Origin of the sequence: Acrocarpospora pleiomorpha, assembly GCF_009687885.1 — a bacterium.
Lineage (GTDB): Bacteria > Actinomycetota > Actinomycetes > Streptosporangiales > Streptosporangiaceae > Acrocarpospora > Acrocarpospora pleiomorpha.
In genome coordinates this window covers 268,817-285,145 of sequence record NZ_BLAF01000013.1, presented here as the reverse complement: position 1 = coordinate 285,145, position 16,329 = coordinate 268,817, and the positions used below count along the sequence as shown (strand labels likewise).

Below are 16,329 nucleotides of genomic sequence, written 5' to 3'. Positions count from 1 at the left end.
CCGGGTGGAGCCATGGGGAGTGGGCCAGGGCCGGGTGGAGTCCGGATGCAAGTAAGGGAGGGGGTGGGAGGACCACGGTGCTGTGGTTTTCGTGTGGGGACCAACGGCGCTTGCCGGGGCGGGTGGAGCCCCAGGGGAGGCAGAGGGTGGGTGGTGGGAGAACCTGCGTAGCGCCTGGGTCCCTGCGGAGCCTTGGGGACCATCTCTTCGAGCCTGATATCCCGGTAATTGCCTTCGCAGTCGGAAATCAACGAAAACGCTGGGGCGGACGGCCTTTAAAGGCTTCATTGGGGATAGAAGTGGACGTTTATTTTTCGATGTTTTGAGTGTGGGGTGTGGGGTAGATCTGGCGCTGTCGCAATGCGTCAGCCAATTGAGGCCGAAGGTCTTCACCCCCGAATTGGCGACAGGCGGTGAACGTCGTTAAGGGGGAAGTGTGTACCGATTCTGGGAAGTTCAGGCGGGTTGGGGGGTTAAGCGCCTCCTCGCTTTGCTGACGACCTTCGTGCTCACGCTCGTTGAACTAGTGCGCAACGTTTTCCCGAAGCGTGCGGAATCCATCGAAGATGTGGCTGGTCAGGCTATGTCCGATTCCGCAATCTCGGTCCGGCGTCCGGCCCTTCTTCCGAATTCACCGCAATCAACAACGACGTTCTGGACGGTACGTGAGGAACCGCCACTACCGGCGCAACCGGTGTTGGCGAGTACCTCGCAGAACATCCAGATTCTGGAACATTCACGACCGGTCTCCCGCAATCCAATCCGGGAAGTTTCATCCTTTCGGGCGGTCATGCGGCTTTTTGAGGGATTCACTTTCGGACGGGTGGTCCCATTTAGGTGTCGTGCACCGCCAGTAACGAAGTTCTTTACCTGAGTCACACCAGTCACGTGTTTAACAGCAATAACCCAGGGCATCAAAGCCCTTGAGAGCTTCAATCCCCCCGTAATTGAATGCGTGTTTGTTGATAGGGGATTGTCTATGTCAGTTGTGGCATTGGCTGGGCGGTGTCGGCGCACCGCCTCAGCGGTCAGACGGACCATGGTGGCGGCCGTGGTCATGTCACTGACCTTCTGCGCGGCTTTCGTGCTGCCTTTTATGGCGGCTTCCGACGCGTATGCGCAGCAACGGCCTGCCCACTACATGGACGCCTCTCGAGGGGCCCGCGGTGTCGTGGTCATGACACCGCACCGCCCGCTCTGGGTGGACGTGCGATCGTCGGTATGGAGCAACGCCACGATCAGCCGAGCACCCGACCACAGTTACCCAGATCCAGCCTTCATGGGCGTCAAACTGACCGACCTCAACAAACTTCACACCTGGTACGCACACGTCCGCAACCCCGGCCAGACCAACGCTGTCCACAGCTCGACCACGGCCAGGGCGGACCTCTCCCGCATCGCACGCCACGCGGCCTACACCCACACCGACACCCGCATGGCGGCCTTCACGGTCCCCGGAGCCCGCGGCCCGCCCACCAGAACAGACCTATAACCGCAGGAATCCGCGATCGAACCGATCGCAGCAATCACAGCCGAGACCACGCCAGGACGAGAAACCACCGCGAGTATCGCGGTGTCGGGTGGGGTCCTTTGGTGGATCGAACCGATGGCAGTAACTACAGCCGAGGTCACGCCGGAGAAGCCACCGCGAGTATCGCGGTGTCAGGTGGGGTCCTTCGGTGGTTCGTACAGACGGAAGACTCGGACCAGGGTTGGGCGGAGGCGTTCCCAGTCGTCGGCCATTGTGGTCCAGGTGAGCACGCTGGTGGTGGTACCGGTGGAGATGACCCGCCGGTACTGGTGGTAGGTGACGCCCTTGACCAGATGTGTGTCGGCCGAGGTTTTCCGCTGCTGCCAGGTGAACTCCCAGTCAGCGGCGGTGCCGTGCTTCGTCGTCACCGACCGCAGCCGCAGCTTCGCGTAGTTCTTCACATTCGGATACAGGAAGGCTTCGGCCTCGTGCAGCGCCGCCAGCGGATCGGTGCCGCTCTGGTTGGTGACTTCAACGTTCAATTGGGCTCGGCCGTCGGGGTCGAGCCACCACAGCGAATACTCGGTCTCCTCGAGCCGCCACTTTTTCGGCACGGCCGCCCGCCATCCGGTGGGCGCCTCGTACCACGACAGCTTCAGCCGGGGTGCGGCCACCGGACTGACCGAGGGCGTCGGCGACGCGGAGACCGCGGCCACAGGCGGCGGACTGGAGGAATACGCGCTCAGCGTCTCAGTGACGCCCGGTTCCGGGCGCATCAACGCCCACCCGCCGACCGCACCCGCGAGCACCACCGACGCGACCCCCAGCGCGATCATCCGTGTCCGGCTCCGCCGTGGCTTGACCTCCGGCGGTGGCGCGGGCGGCTCGAACTCGGCCAGCATACGATCGGCCATATCCGGCGTCAGGCGCCGCTTCGGGTCGCGCGCCAGCAGACCGGCGAGTAGCGGCTTCAGCTCCGCGGGCACGGCAGAGAGATCGGGCCCACCCATGGCCTGCCCGGGTTTCGTGCTCGGCCACACCGCCGCGGGCGGCCGTCCGGTCACGGCCAGATACAGGCTCGCCCCCAGCGACCATAAGTCGGAGGAATCCCGCGCCCCCTCTCCGCCGGTGCGCTCCGGCGCGAGGAACGCGCTCACGCCGCGGGTCGCGCTCGCCGCCTCGCCATGCGCAGGGGAACGTTCCCCGGTCCGGCCGGTGAAGGCCGGCTCGTCAGCGAGTACGCTCACCCCGAAGTCGGCTAACAGCACCCGCCCGTCATGCCCGACCAGGATGTTCGCCGGGCGCACGTCCCCGTGCCTGACCCCGGCGGCGTGGGCGGCGGTGAGCGCCGCCAGGATCTGCCGGGTGATGACCGCCGCGCGTTCCGGGCTCAGCGGGCCGTCGCTGGCCACGATCCCGTCCAGGGACCGGGACCGTACCAATTCCATGATGATCCAGGGCGTGCCCTCGTCCTCGGCGACGTCGTAGACGGCGGCCACGTTCGGGTGCCGGAGGCGTTCGGCGTGGCGGGCCTCCCGGGTGACGCGCTGGGTGAGGGCCAGCCGCCGGCTCTCCCGGAGCCCGGCGGGCAGGAGCACCTCCCGGATCGCGATGGGGCGATCGAGGAGCGTGTCGTGGCCTTCCCAGACGATGCCGGTGCTGCCCTGGCCGAGTGCCCGTACCAGCCGATATCGCTTGACGATCAGCTGACCCGGAGTTCCCATCACGCCTGCCTCTGCACACGGCAAATACCACTGGATGGGGAGTCTTCCATAACTAGAGGGGCGTACGGGACCTACTGCTCACTCCGTCATATCAGCGTGACAGGTTGGGCAAAGAACCAGCCGCCACGTGGGCGAGCGTGATCTCGGCGAGCAGGCTGTCCTGGTGTTCGCGCAGCGCGCCAAGGACCTTCTCCAGCGGTTCCGAGACCCCGGGGAAACGTTCGTTCTCCTGGGCGACACCCTCGATGACCAGGATGATGTCGGCCAGGCTGATCTCGGTGGCGGGGCGGGCCAGCCAGTAGCCGCCGTCGGGGCCGCGCTGGCTGTGGATCAGCCCGGCCCGGCGCAGCTGCAGCAGGATGTTGTCGAGGAACCGGCGGGGGATGCGCTGCGCGACGGAGATCCGTTCCGCGGGCACCGGCCCGCCGGGAGCGGCCGCGAGTTCGACCGCCGCGCGCAGCGCGTATTGGGTGCGTGCCGACAGGCGCACCAGCGGTCATCCGATCCGCTGGTCCAGGCCCCACCGCTGGCGCAGGGCGCTGTCCGCCACCCCGAACAGCACGTCCACCAGCACTCCGATGACCAGAATGACGATCATCGTGGCCAGCAGGCGGGCCGAGTCGGCCAACTCCCGCGCGTAGTGCAGCTGCTCGCCCAGGGACGGCTGGTTGGCGATGATCACCAGGATCTCGCCCGCCATCAGCGACCGCCAGGCGAACGCCCAGCCCTGCTTGAGCCCCGCCAGGAACGACGGCAGCGAGGCCGGCAGGATCAGGTGCCGGTAGAGCGCGACCCGGCGCAGGCCGAGCACGTGCCCGGCGCGCAGCAGGATCGGCGGCGTGTAGTCGACCCCGGTGATCAGCCCGTTGGCGATGGACGGCGCGGCGCCCAGCACCACCACGAACGTGATCGCGCTCTCGTTCAGGCCGAACAGCAGGATGGCCAGGGGGAACCAGGCGATGGACGGCATCGTCTGGAGCCCGGTGATCAGCGAGCCGAACGCGGCCCGGAGCAGCCGGACCCGCGACACCGCGGCCCCGACCACCACGCCGGCCAGGATGGCCAGCGCGAACCCGGTGATGCCGCGGCGCATCGTGGTCGCGATCGCGTGCCAGAACTCGGCCGTGCCGAGCCGGGCGCCCAGTTCCTGCAGCGCGGTGAAAGGCCCGGCGAAAACGTACTCCGGCCAGAAACCGGCCAGCACCACGCCTTCCCAGATGGCCAGCACGATCCCGACCGCGATCAGCATCGGCCAGATCCGGCCCCACAGCAGGGCCGGGATGCCCCGCTTGCGCTTGACCTGGATCTCCAGCGCGTCGAGACCGGCGATCTGCTCGTTCAGCCGGTCGGGCGCGTCAACGGCCATGACGGCTCACCTCCTCCTTGAGCCGCTCGGTGATCCGGCCCGCCAGCTCGGCCACCTCCGCCGATTCGGTACGGCGCGGGCGCGGCAGCCGTACCGGATAGTCCTCGATGACCTGGCCGGGCCGACTGGACAGCAGCACCACCCGGTCCCCGAGGCGTACGGCTTCGCGGACGTTGTGGGTGACGAACAGGACGGCGAGGTTGCGTTCCCGCCAGATGCGTTCGAGTTCGTCGTGCAGCAGGTCGCGGGTCATCGCGTCGAGGGCGCCGAACGGCTCGTCCATCAGGAGCAGGTCGGCCTCCTGGGCGAGGGCGCGGGCCAGGGAGACCCGCTGGCGCATGCCGCCCGACAGCTCGTGCGGGCGTTTCTTGGCGAAGCCGCCCAGGTGCACGACGTCCAGGAGTTCGGCGGCTCTGGCCCGCCTGGCCGTACGGTCCAGGCCTTGCACGCGCAGCGCCAGTTCGATGTTGCCCGAGACGGTCAGCCACGGGAACAGGGCCGGTTCCTGGAACATCATGGCGATCTTGCGCTCGCCGGTGTCGATCGTGCCGGTGGTCGGGCGGTCCAGGCCGGCGACCAGGTTGAGCAGGGTGCTCTTGCCGCAGCCGGAGGCGCCCAGCAGGCAGACGAACTCGCCCTGGGCCGCGTCTAACGAAACCTGGTCGAGGGCGAGCAGGCTGCTCGCGCCCCGGCCGTACACCTTGGAGACGGCGTCCAGCCGGACGGCGGGCCGCTGCCCATCCGTCCGGCCGGAACCGAGCTCCTGAGTAGGAGCGGTCACTTGTCGGTCACCGCCGTCTCTCCCTTCGCGGCCAGGATCTGGTTCAGCACGGTCAGGTCGTAGATCCCGTTCAGGTCCACCGGCTGGAGCAGGCCGACCTTGATGGCGTGGTCGGCGCTGCCGATCAGAGAGGAGGCGATGGGGTCGTTGGTGAATTCGATGTTCTTGAACGCGGTGTCCAGCACTTCGGGCTTGAGCGGCTTGCCGGTCAGGGACTCCAGCTGCTTGTTCACTGCGGCCGCCGCGCCCGCCGGGTCGGACTTGATGTACGCGGTGGACTCGACGTGGCCTTCGATCAGCTTCTTGAGCAGGTCAGGGTGCTCCTTGGCCCACTCCTGCCGGACGATCAGGTGGGTGATGACGAACTGCTTGTTCGGCCACAGGTCACGCTCGTCGATGAGGATCTTGCCGCCGCTCTCCTGGATCAGCCGGCTGGCGAACGGCTCCGGCACCCACGCGGCGTCGATGTCCCCGGTCGCGAACGTCTGCAGGGTCAGCGAGTTCTCCTGCGGCACGATCGAGACCTCGCCGCCGCCCTTGGTGTCGGTCTTGATGCCCTTCTCGTCCAGGTAGTAGCGCAGCGCCACGTCCTGGGTGTTGCCGAGCTGCGGGGTGGCGACCTTCTTGCCCTTGAGGTCCTCGATCGTGTTGATCTCCGGCTTCACCACCAGGTAGACCCCGCCGGACGCGGCGCCCGCGACGATCTTGATGGCCTGGCCCTTGGACTTCTCCCAGGCGTTGATCGCCGGGTTCGGCCCGATGTAGGTCGCGTCGATGGCCCCCGAGAAGACCGCCTCGATCGCGGCAGGTCCCGCGTTGAAGGTGCTGGTCTTCAGCGTGACGCCGCTGCCGAGCGCCTTGGTGAAGAACCCCTTCTCGACCCCCACCAGCGCGGTCGAGTGGGTGATGTTCGGGAAGAAGCCGAGCCGAACCTCCCCTGTCGCCGCCGGAGCCGGCTCCCCGCTCCCGGCCGTCGTCCCAGCGGAGTCCCCACCCCCGCCGCAGGCGGCCGCGAGCGCGGTAACCGCCACTGCGACCAACGCGGCCGCCACTCCGCGAATCCTGCGAGCATCCATGCGCTTCTCCCTGATTCCTACTAAATAAGTCGGGTTATCTGTATTTAAAGCGATCCCCAGATTTCCGTCAAGTTTGGTGGGGATTCGTTATCGGGCCGTGAGCGGCGGGAGTCGGGCGCGATAACGGGGTGGGTCAGCCGCAGGTTGCGTCGAGGGAGACGGTGTCGGGGGCTGGAGCCAAGGTGAGGGTGCGCTTCGAGGGCATCTCAGGGTGCGCTGGGGTGTTGAGGGTGTCCTCGACCTTCTGGCGGATGAAGGTCCAGTCCGGGTTGGCGGTGCTGATCAGCGGGGGGACGAACTGGAGGCTCCGGATCTCGGTGAGCTTGAGCTTGGTGGAGAGCGTGACCAGGGAGGGGAGGAGGGACTGGGGGATGTCGGTGGAGACATAGCGTTTCGTGACGGTGGCGATCCGTTCGAAGCCGCGCAGGACGGTGAGGGGGTCGGCCTGCTTGGCGACCGCGTGCAGGAGGCACTTCTGGCGGCCCATGCGGACGTAGTCGTCGCTGTCGGTGCGGGAGCGGCCGAACCAGAGGGCTTCGTCGCCGTTGAGGCGGCGGGTGCCGGCTTTGACGAGGCCCTCGCGGTAGGCGCCGTAGACGATGTCCTGTTTGACGGTGACGGTGACGCCGCCCATGGCGTCGATGATCTGGGCGAAGCCCTTCATGTCGACCATCGCGTAGTAGTCGATGGGAAGGCCGAGAATGCCGCCGACGGTGGCTTTCAGCAGGGTGATGCCCCGTTGGCGGTCGGGGACGCCGGGGACCAGGGACGGGTTGTCCTCGGCCCACTGGTAGACCTCGTTGAGCAGGCCGGGTGAGGCGCCGCCGCCGGTGAAGCCGTTCGGGAAGGCGGTTCTGGCGGGGCCCGCCGGCATGGGGACCTGTTGCAGGTTGCGCGGCAGGCTGAACAGCACGGTCTGGCCGGTTCTGGTGTTGACGCTGGCGACGGTCATGCTGTCGGTGCGGGCGCCGGGGCGATTCTTCGCGGCGTCGACGCCGGCCAGCAGGATGTTGAGCCACTGCTTGCTGCCCAGGTAGTCGAAGTGATCCCCCCGATCCGGCGGGAAGACCGACTTGTCGGAGAAGACGGTGGTCATCAGGTCGTGCGAGACATAGGCGACCCGGCTGGCGTACGCCAAAGGGGCCATCACCACCAGGCAGAGCCCGCCCACCAGCCCGCCCGCGAACAGGCGGCGGGTGCCGTGCAATGGTTGCGGCCGGACCAGCCGGTACGAGGAGACGATCACGAGGGCCCAGACCAGGGCGGTGACCAGGGTGGCCACGACGGTGGCGGTCAGCCAGCCGGGCCGTACCAGCAGGGCGAGCACGGTGGAGCGGAAGCTGGTCGCGACCGCGATGGCGGTCGCGAGCAGAAGCGTGTAGATCGCGGCGAGGGCGAGGCCGGTGCGCGTCCGGCCGACCCACAGATGCGCGATACCCCAGAGCACGGCGGAACCCAGAGTCAGCCCCAAAGCACGCCAGAGGCTCCTGTTTCCACCCATCCACACTCCCAGTCCGTTATGCCCCACTATGTCTACCTCGCGGGGCTAGTAACAGGCTAATCGCGTAGTGTCACTTGCCCCTGGATGATCAACCGCACGTGTCGTGAGTTGCGTCGAAGCTGTCGATGTCGTCCAGAGTCTTCGGCGGCTTTAAGCCCTGCCAGTCGCCGCCGAGGACCAGAACCACACGCGGAGTTGTGCCGGATTCGATGCGTAATGTCGTAGATTGCTGGATCTCGCGGAACAGGCGGGACGCGCGGGCCATGCCCACGGGGGTGTATTTGACCACGGTCTTCGCGGCGAACTTGGGAGCCTGCTCGACTCGGACGATGTGGTAGCCGCGCTGTTCCAGGTTGGCGGCGGCGATCGAGCCGAGGCTGGCGCGGCCGGAGGCGTTCTGGATGATGATGTGGACCTGGGACTTGGGGATCTTCTGCTCGCCGGTGGTGAGGTCGCGCGCGACCGCGTCGGAGGCGACCATCTTGAACAGGCGGTCGGCCTGAGGCTGCACCCATTCGACCCGGCCGGGGCTACTCAGCGAGTAGCGCCAGGGTGCGGTCACGAACCTGATCTGACCGGCGGTGATGCCTTTCGCGCTGAGGGCGAGATCCTTCATGACGCCGACCGAAAGTTCTGGATCGGTGGTGATCGACCGAGTGACTGCGTCGAGGAAGTCGAACAGCAGCGCCGGGTCGGTCAGGGTTTCGCCGCTCATCGCCTTCTTGGCCATGGAGGCCAGGAACATCTGCTGGCGCTGGATCCGCCCGATGTCGGAGCCGTCGCCCAGGCTGTAGCGGGCGCGGACGTAGCCGAGCGACTGCTCGCCGGTGAGCAGGTGCCGGCCGGCGCTCAGCGTGAGCAGCGCCTTCTTGTCGGCGATGCCAGGCGCCGGCACGCAGATGGGTACGCCGCCCAGCGCGTTCACCATCTCCTTGAAGCCGGTGAAGTCGACCTTCACGAAGTGGTCGATCCGGATGCCGGTGAGGCTCTCGATGGTCTTCCAGGTGCAGCCGATGCCGCCGGAGTTGAACGATTCGTTGATCATGCCGATGTGTGCGCGCTGGCCGGGGAAGCCCGCGCGCGCCGGGCAGTTGGGGAGCTCGACCAGGGAGTCGCGGGGGAAGCTGATCAGCAGCGCGCCGTCCCGCTTGGGGGAGACGTGGGCGAGGATGATCGTGTCGGTGCGCTCGCCGCCGAACTTGCCGTAGCGGGCGTTGGCGCCGTCCCTCTTGTCCGACCCCACCAGCAGCACGTTCATCGCCTCGGTGGCGATCTTCACCGGGCGCGGGCCGAGGTCCGCTTCGGTGACCACCTGGCGGGTCACGTTGCTGGTGAGCGTCACGACACCGGTGACCAGGAAGGTCACCACTCCGGTCAGGACGCCGACAGCCGCGGCCACGAATGCCCATACCCACGCCCGCCATTTCGGCACCGGGCGCACGTCGACAGCACTCACGTGCTCACTCCTGAAGGGGGGTCGGCGAGAATCGGCAGTGTAGCGACCGATCCTGAACGCCAGATTCGAGCCACAACACCAGCACACACTTAGACGCCGAAAATTCAGGAAAAGTTGTGAATTAGGCGGGGGGCGGACCGGTGCTTCCCCTGGGGTTGAGGCGTGCTGCCTGGTCTTCCAGGGCCATCACCTCGGTGCCGTCGATCAGTGACAGCAGCAGTTGCGCGGCATGTCCCCCATAGGCGGGGATGTCGCGGCTCAGCGCAGTCAGCGGTGGGCGTACCACCTGGGACAGCGGGGAATCGTCCCACGCCACGATGGACAGGTCGGTTGGCACGGTCAGTCGCAGCTCCTGGGCCACCGACAGGCCGGCCACCGCCATGATGTCGTTGTCGTAGACGATGGCGGTCGGCCGGTGGGGCGCGCTGAGCAGGCGGCGGGTGGCGCGCGCGCCCTCCTCGCCGGTGTAGTCGGTGTGTACGGTCACGCACGATTCGAGCCCGGCCCCGGCCTCGCTGAACGCCCGATCCCGGATCGCGGTGTGCATGAGCTTGGGCAGCCCGGCCACCCGCGCGATCCGCCGGTGCCCCAGCGCGGCCAGATACTGCACGGTCTCCCGCACCGCGGCCGGTTCGTCGGACCACACCGACACCAGCGACCCCGACCCGGACGGATCCCCGACCACCACGGCCGGCATGCCGAGCGACTCCAGCACGGGGACGCGCGGATCGTCCATGTGCAGGTCGACCACGATCGCCCCGTCGATCCGCCCCTCGCCCCACCAGCGGTGGTAGACCGCTATCTCGGCGTCGTGATCCCGGACCACCTGCAACATCAGCGCGCAGGACCGCGCCGACAGCTCCGCCTCAAGACCGCTGATCAACTCCATGAAGAACGGTTCCATGCCGAGGATCCGGGCGGGGCGGCACAGCGCGAGCCCGATCGCGTTGGCGCGGGCGCCGTTGAGTGCGCGCGCGGCGCTGTTCGGCCGCCAGCCGATCTCGTCGGCGATCGCCAGGATCCGGGCCCGGGTGCTCTCCGACACACCGGGCTGTCCGTTCAACGCATACGACACCGCGCCCTTCGACACACCCGCCTGCCGCGCGATGTCCGCGATGGTCGGTCTTCTCACACACCCACCCTGACGTTCACTGAACCGGTCTAGTCCCTGTTTGAACAGGGCACACCTTACTTCAAATGTCTCGGTGCCATCACACCTCATATCGCCCCTATTGACACCCCTGTCATGCAGATTTTACGGTCACGGTACTTATCCGGTTCAGCCACCCGTACCGACGGGAAAGGAGTCGACACGCGGAGGCTGTTCGGGGCCGGGAGCGTGCTGCTTGCTGACGTGGGAGCGCTCCCACGTACGGTCCAGGAGAGGTGAAGGCACCGCCTCTCACGGTCGATCCATCGGGGATTAGGCCTGCTGATGTACGGACCTCCGCGCGGTCTGACCCGCGAGGAGGAAGGAGACAACACGATGCGAAACCGAACTCGGTTTCTGATCCCGTTCATGGTGGTCGGCCTGGCTGCCGCCGCCTGTTCGAGCGGAGACACGACGCCATCGACGCAAGGTTCCGCCCCCGCGGCGAGTGCGGCGGCTCCCGCAGACTCCAAGTCGTTCCCCCGGAACGAGACGCTCTACTCGAGCGGCACGATGTGGGGCCCGCCGGCCAACTGGAACCCGCTCCGCGAGTGGGACTCGGCCACCGGAACCAAGGGCCTGCTGTACGAGACGCTCTTCCTCTACGACGCCACCACCGACAAGTTCCAGCCCTGGCTGGCCGAGAGCGGTGAGTGGACGGGCGACAAGGAATACACCCTGAAGCTCCGCTCCGGCATCACCTGGTCGGACGGCAAGCCGCTGACCGCCGACGACGTCAAGTTCACCTTCGAGCTCGGCAAGATCGAGACCGTTCCGTACCACAACATCTGGACGTTCCTGGACTCGGCCGACGTCGTCGACCCGCAGACGGTGAAGTTCACCTTCAAGGAGGCCCGCTACCAGCAGTGGGCCAACCACGTCTACCAGCGCGCGATCGTGCCCAAGCACATCTGGGAGTCGGTCAAGCCGGAAGAGGTCGTGGACTTCGCCAACGAGAACCCGGTCGGCACCGGGCCGTACAACTACCACAGCCACGACCAGGACCGGCAGTCCTGGGTGAAGCGTGACGACTGGTGGGGGATCAAGGCCCTCGGCAAGGACGTCAAGCCCAAGTACATCGTGGACATCGTGAACTCCAGCAACGAGGTCGCGATGGGTCTGCTGCTGCAGAAGGGCCTGGACCTCAGCAACAACTTCCTGCCCGGCGTGGCCAACCTGGTCAGGGGCAACTTCGGCGTCTCGACCTACTACGCGGACGCGCCGTTCATGCTGTCGGCCAACACGGCCTGGCTGGTGCTGAACACCAAGAAGAAGCCGATGGACGACCCCGCCTTCCGCAAGGCCATGGCCTTCTCGGTGGACACCAAGCGCATCGTCGAGAACGTGTACGGCAACCTGGTCAAGCCCGCCGACCCCACCGGCCTGCTGCCCCAGTGGGACAAGTACGTCGACAAGAGCGTGACCGGCTCGATGGGCTTCAGCTACGACCCGGCCAAGTCCAAGCAGCTATTGGCCGACGCCGGCTACAAGGACACCGACGGCGACGGCTTCGTCAACAACAAGGACGGCTCGAAGATCGACCTGAAGATCATCGTGCCGACCGGCTGGACCGACTGGATGGAGTCCATCCGGGTCATTGCCACCAGCGCCAAGGACGTCGGGATCAGCCTGACCCCCGAGTTCCCCGACTACAACGCCCTGGTCGAGCAGCGCAGCACCGGCAAGTTCGACATGCTCATCAACAACGAGCGCCAGCTGTCGAACACGCCGGAGCGCTACTACGACTACGTCTTCAACATGCCGGTGCAGAAGCTCCAGAACACCGTGAACTTCGGCCGGTACGAGAACGAGAAGGCCTGGGACCTGGTCGGCCGGCTCGACGCCACCAAGACCGACGACGTCGAGGGCATGAAGGCCATCACCTCCCAGCTGCAGAAGATCCAGCTGGAGGACATGCCGGTCATCCCGCTCTGGTACAACGGCCTCTGGTCGCAGGTCAGCAACTCGGTCTGGAAGAACTGGCCGTCCGACGCCGCTGGCACGCCCAAGACGCCGCCCACCATGTGGCGTAACTGGCTCGAACTGGGCGGCGTGCTCACGCTGACCGAACTCCAGCCCGCCGGCGCGTAGTCGGGACCTAGTGGATCGGGCGGGCCGCGCACGGCCCGCCCGCATCCCCCGCCTGGCCAGGCTGGGGGACACATCCCCCGGAGGATGGTTTGCGACAATATTTCGGCCGGAAACTGCTTATCTACGCACTCACGTTCTTCGTCGCCGTCACCGTGAACTGGATGATCCCGCGCTTCATGCCGGGTGATCCGGTGGCGAGCATGGTCGCCAGGGCGCGGATCTCCGACCCGGAGGCCGTGGCGGCGATGCAGCAGTACTACAGCAATCTCTTTGGCTTCGATCAGCCGATCGTGGCGCAGTATTTCAACTTCTGGGGCGCGCTGTTCTCCGGAAATTTCGGCATCAGCATATGGGCGTACCCGCTGCCGGTGGCCGACGTGATCATGGACGCGGTGCCGTACTCGCTGGGGTTGCTGATCCCGTCGATCCTGCTCAGCTGGTTCGTCGGGAACTGGGCGGGCGCGCTCGCGGCCCGGCGCAAGATCCTTGACAACACGGTGCTTCCGGTGGGGTATGTGCTGACCGCGATGCCGTACATGTGGATCGCGATCCTGCTCTGCTGGGGGTTCGGGGTCGTCTTCCAGGTGTTGCCGGTGGCCGGGGGCTACAGCTTCGCGATGCAGCCGAACCTGTCGTGGGAGTTCGTCGGGAGCCTGTTCCAGCACTGGCTACTGCCGTTCGTGTCGCTGTTCCTGGTGGCGCTGGGCGGCTGGGCGATCGGCATGCGGAACATGATCATCTACGAGCTTGAGGCCGACTACTCCAACTACCTGGCCGCGCTCGGCGCGCCGCACCGGCTCATCCGGCGGTACGCCTTCCGCAACGCCGTCCTGCCGCAGATCACCGGCCTGGCCCTGCAGCTGGGCGTGCTGGTGGCCGGCGCGCTGGTCACCGAGATCGTGTTCTCCTATCCGGGTCTGGGCAGCCTGATCCTCAAGGCCATCCAGAACCAGGACTTCTTCCTCCTCCAGGGCACCTTCCTGTTCATCGTCCTGGGCGTGCTGATCGCCAACTTCGTGATCGACGTGGTGTACGTGATCGTCGATCCGCGGACCCGGGCGGGAATGGCAGGGGCGACCACATGACCACCACCGATCCGATCACCGCGATCACCGGGCCGGATCCGGGCACACCGCCGGTCACCGTGCGACGGGAAGCCCTCTACTTCGCCGTACGGAACGGAAAGCTTCTGCTCGGCGCTGGCATTGTCGCGATATTTCTCCTCATCGGCATCATCGGGCCGTTCCTGGTGGATCGACCGCCGATGGAGTACGTCGGCCAGCCCATGATGCCGCCGGACGGCAAATACTGGCTCGGCACCACCACCTTCGGCCAGGACGTGCTGGCCCAGTTCGTGCACGGCGTGCGCAACGCCTTCGTGGTCGGGCTGCTCGCCGGCGGCCTGGCCGCGCTCATCGGCATGGTGATCGGGTTCGTGGCCGGCTACCGGGGCGGCCTGGCCGACGAGATCCTCAACATGATCACCAACGTGGTCCTGGTCATCCCGACCCTGGCCGTGCTGCTGATCATCAACGCCTACCTGGGCATCCGCAGCGTCGGCATGCAGGCCCTGTTCATCGGCCTCACCTCCTGGCCCTGGGTGGCCAGGGCGATCAGGGCGCAGACGTTCTCGCTGCGGAGCCGGGACTTCGTGGATCTGGCCCGGCTGAGCGGGGTGCGCACCGGCCGGATCATCCTGCGGGAGATCGCGCCGAACATGAGCTCCTACCTGTTCATGACGTTCATCCTGCTGTTCGGCAGCTCGATCCTGATCGCGTCCTCCCTCGACTTCATCGGCCTCGGCCCGACCGACGGCGTGTCGCTCGGCGTGATGCTCAACCACGCCAACCAGTGGAGCGCGCTCCATCTGGGCATGTGGTGGTGGTTCATCCCGCCAGGCGCCGCGATCACCGCCATCGTGGGCGCCCTCTATGTCGCGAACGTCGGCCTCGACGAGGTGTTCAACCCCAAGCTGAGGGAGCTCTAGATGGCCCTGACTGTGCAGGACTTAAGGGTCTATTACCGGACTCTTCGCGGCGACGTGAAGGCCCTGGACGGGGTCAGCTTCACCGTGGCGGACGGCGAGATCCTCGGCCTGGCCGGGGAGTCCGGCTGTGGCAAGACCACGCTCGGCAAGGCGCTGATCCGGATGGACGGCCGGATGAAACTCGTCGGCGGCCGGGTCGAACTCGACGGCGAGAACCTGCCGATCGGCGACACGGCCAAGATGAACCCGTTCCGGTTCACCGAGGTGTCGATCATCCCGCAGTACTCGATGAGCGCGATGAACCCGACCCGCAAGATCGGCCGGATGGTCCGCGAGCTGCTCGACTCGCGTGGCGTCACGGTGGACACCGACGAGCTGCACCGGCGGCTCGACCTGGTCGAACTCTCCAGGGAGGTGCTCACCAAATATCCGCTGGAGCTGTCCGGCGGGATGAAGCAGCGCATGGTGATGGTCATCTCCACGCTGCTCAACCCGTCCCTGCTGATCGCCGACGAGATCACCTCGGCGCTGGACGTGTCCACCCAGAAGGCCGTGGTCACCACGCTGAAAGGCTTCCGCGAGCTGGGCTTCGTGAAGAGCATGATCTTCATCACCCATGACATCTCGCTGACCAACCAGCTGGCCGACACGATCATGGTGATGTACGCGGGCAAGCTCGCCGAGAAGGCCCCCGCCGACACGATTGTGAACCGGGCCCGGCATCCGTACACGCAGCTGCTGATCTCCTCGCTGCCGGAGGTCGGGGTTCGGTACGCGGAGAAGAAGCTGACCGGCATTCCCGGCAATCCGCCTTCGCTGCTCAACCCGCCGGTCGGCTGCCGGTTCCAGGATCGTTGCCCGCTCGCCTTCGACAAGTGCCGCGAGGAGCCCCCGGCCGTCGAAGTCGAGAAGGATCACTTCGTCGCGTGCTGGAAGGCATGATGCTGAAACTCCAGGAAGTCTCGAAAGTCTTCAGAGTCGGCGCCTTCGGCGGCAAGACCATGACGGCCGTGGACGAGGTGAGCTTCGAGGTCGCCCGGGGCGAGGTCGTCTCGCTGATCGGGGAGAGCGGCAGCGGCAAGAGCACGATCGGCAAGATGGTGCTCCGGCTGATGTCCGCTCAGAAGGGCACGATCACCGTCGACGGGGACGACATCACCAAACTGGAAAAGCGCGCCTACTACCGCAAGATCCAGGGCGTGTTCCAGGACCCGTTCAGTTCGTACAACCCGATCTTCAAAGCCGACCGGGTGTTCAGCATGATCAAAGAGGTCTACTTCCCCAAGGAGCCGGACCGGATCTGGCGGGACAAGGTGGCCTCCGCGCTCAACGACGTCCGGCTGGAGGCCGGTCAGGTGCTGAACAAGTTCCCGCACCAGCTCAGCGGCGGCCAGCTGCAGCGGCTGCTGATCGCGCGGGCCCTGCTGCTGGACATCGACCTGCTGGTGGCTGACGAGATCACCAGCATGCTCGACGCGTCCACCCGGATCGATGTGCTCAACCTGCTGGCCGACCTGAAATCCCGCGGCCTCGGCGTGCTGTTCATCACGCACGACCTCGCGCTCGGCAACTACATCAGCGAGCGAACGGTGGTCCTGCACCAGGGCAGGATCGTCGAGTACGGCCCGACGGAGAAGGTATTCGAGACGCCGGAGCACGCCTACACCAGGAAGCTTCTCGCCTCGGTGCCGCAACTGCACAGGAAGTGGGAGGGCGTGTGATCACG

The 16,329-nt window shown here is 66.5% G+C and carries 14 protein-coding genes; 6 read left to right on the top strand and 8 right to left on the bottom strand.

All coding sequences use genetic code 11. The features are described from left to right. Window positions 1-1,051 precede the first annotated feature (1,051 nt). Entirely contained in the window at window positions 1,052-1,492 is a 441-nt protein-coding gene (locus tag Aple_RS13620; RefSeq protein ID WP_155344911.1) for a hypothetical protein, read from the top strand. 170 nt (window positions 1,493-1,662) lie between these two features. Here Aple_RS13620 and Aple_RS13615 read toward each other — a convergent pair whose 3' ends face one another. The 8 genes from Aple_RS13615 to Aple_RS13580 form a co-directional block, all read right to left on the bottom strand. Further along, window positions 1,663-3,195, bottom strand: a complete 1,533-nt coding sequence (locus Aple_RS13615; RefSeq protein WP_155344910.1) for a serine/threonine-protein kinase — start codon at window positions 3,193-3,195, stop codon at window positions 1,663-1,665. Window positions 3,196-3,286: 91 nt separating this feature from the next. Beyond that, entirely contained in the window at window positions 3,287-3,685 is a 399-nt protein-coding gene (locus tag Aple_RS13610) for an RrF2 family transcriptional regulator (RefSeq protein WP_155344909.1), read from the bottom strand. Between the two features lie 6 nt (window positions 3,686-3,691). Then, window positions 3,692-4,561, bottom strand: coding sequence for an ABC transporter permease (locus Aple_RS13605; protein WP_155344908.1), 870 nt, complete (start codon window positions 4,559-4,561; stop codon window positions 3,692-3,694). Next, a complete protein-coding gene (locus Aple_RS13600) occupies window positions 4,551-5,342 on the bottom strand; it encodes an ABC transporter ATP-binding protein (protein WP_155344907.1) in 792 nt (263 codons plus the stop codon). Before Aple_RS13600 ends, Aple_RS13605 begins: the two co-directional genes overlap by 11 nt. Beyond that, window positions 5,339-6,418 (bottom strand): ABC transporter substrate-binding protein, encoded by a 1,080-nt coding sequence (locus Aple_RS13595; protein WP_155344906.1) that lies wholly within the window; start codon window positions 6,416-6,418, stop codon window positions 5,339-5,341. The genes Aple_RS13600 and Aple_RS13595 overlap by 4 nt, the downstream gene beginning before the upstream one ends. Window positions 6,419-6,551: 133 nt before the next feature. Next, window positions 6,552-7,919: an LCP family protein gene (locus Aple_RS13590; protein WP_155344905.1), complete on the bottom strand. Its 1,368-nt coding sequence runs from the start codon at window positions 7,917-7,919 to the stop codon at window positions 6,552-6,554. Window positions 7,920-8,007: 88 nt separating this feature from the next. Beyond that, window positions 8,008-9,375, bottom strand: a complete 1,368-nt coding sequence (locus Aple_RS13585) for an LCP family protein (protein WP_155344904.1) — start codon at window positions 9,373-9,375, stop codon at window positions 8,008-8,010. A gap of 121 nt (window positions 9,376-9,496) precedes the next feature. Continuing rightward, window positions 9,497-10,507, bottom strand: coding sequence for a LacI family DNA-binding transcriptional regulator (locus tag Aple_RS13580; RefSeq protein ID WP_155344903.1), 1,011 nt, complete (start codon window positions 10,505-10,507; stop codon window positions 9,497-9,499). 354 nt (window positions 10,508-10,861) lie between these two features. Here Aple_RS13580 and Aple_RS13575 point away from each other — a divergent pair, with 354 nt between their 5' ends. The 5 genes from Aple_RS13575 to Aple_RS13555 all read left to right on the top strand — a co-directional run bounded on the left by Aple_RS13575 (window position 10,862) and on the right by Aple_RS13555 (window position 16,324). Further along, the gene (locus Aple_RS13575; RefSeq protein ID WP_155344902.1) at window positions 10,862-12,616 is read left to right on the top strand and encodes an ABC transporter substrate-binding protein; all 1,755 of its coding nucleotides are present in this window, start codon (window positions 10,862-10,864) and stop codon (window positions 12,614-12,616) included. Window positions 12,617-12,705: 89 nt separating this feature from the next. Further along, window positions 12,706-13,701: an ABC transporter permease gene (locus tag Aple_RS13570; RefSeq protein ID WP_155344901.1), complete on the top strand. Its 996-nt coding sequence runs from the start codon at window positions 12,706-12,708 to the stop codon at window positions 13,699-13,701. After that, window positions 13,698-14,603 (top strand): ABC transporter permease, encoded by a 906-nt coding sequence (locus Aple_RS13565; protein ID WP_155344900.1) that lies wholly within the window; start codon window positions 13,698-13,700, stop codon window positions 14,601-14,603. The genes Aple_RS13570 and Aple_RS13565 overlap by 4 nt, the downstream gene beginning before the upstream one ends. Further along, window positions 14,604-15,545, top strand: coding sequence for an ABC transporter ATP-binding protein (locus Aple_RS13560; RefSeq protein ID WP_155344899.1), 942 nt, complete (start codon window positions 14,604-14,606; stop codon window positions 15,543-15,545). It begins immediately after the preceding gene. Next, window positions 15,545-16,324 (top strand): ABC transporter ATP-binding protein, encoded by a 780-nt coding sequence (locus Aple_RS13555; RefSeq protein WP_155345005.1) that lies wholly within the window; start codon window positions 15,545-15,547, stop codon window positions 16,322-16,324. Before Aple_RS13560 ends, Aple_RS13555 begins: the two co-directional genes overlap by 1 nt. The last annotated feature ends 5 nt before the right edge of the window (window positions 16,325-16,329 follow it).

Excerpts from the sequence above, each read along its gene's own strand:
- Aple_RS13590 (WP_155344905.1), bottom strand. The coding sequence starts at position 7,919 with ATGGGTGGAAACAGGAGCCTCTGGCGTGCTTTGGGGCTGACTCTGGGT.
- Aple_RS13555 (WP_155345005.1), top strand. The coding sequence starts at position 15,545 with ATGCTGAAACTCCAGGAAGTCTCGAAAGTCTTCAGAGTCGGCGCCTTC.
- Aple_RS13575 (WP_155344902.1), top strand. The coding sequence starts at position 10,862 with ATGCGAAACCGAACTCGGTTTCTGATCCCGTTCATGGTGGTCGGCCTG.
- Aple_RS13615 (WP_155344910.1), bottom strand. The coding sequence starts at position 3,195 with ATGGGAACTCCGGGTCAGCTGATCGTCAAGCGATATCGGCTGGTACGG.
- Aple_RS13565 (WP_155344900.1), top strand. The coding sequence starts at position 13,698 with ATGACCACCACCGATCCGATCACCGCGATCACCGGGCCGGATCCGGGC.
- Aple_RS13560 (WP_155344899.1), top strand. The coding sequence starts at position 14,604 with ATGGCCCTGACTGTGCAGGACTTAAGGGTCTATTACCGGACTCTTCGC.
- Aple_RS13605 (WP_155344908.1), bottom strand. The coding sequence starts at position 4,561 with ATGGCCGTTGACGCGCCCGACCGGCTGAACGAGCAGATCGCCGGTCTC.
- Aple_RS13595 (WP_155344906.1), bottom strand. The coding sequence starts at position 6,418 with ATGGATGCTCGCAGGATTCGCGGAGTGGCGGCCGCGTTGGTCGCAGTG.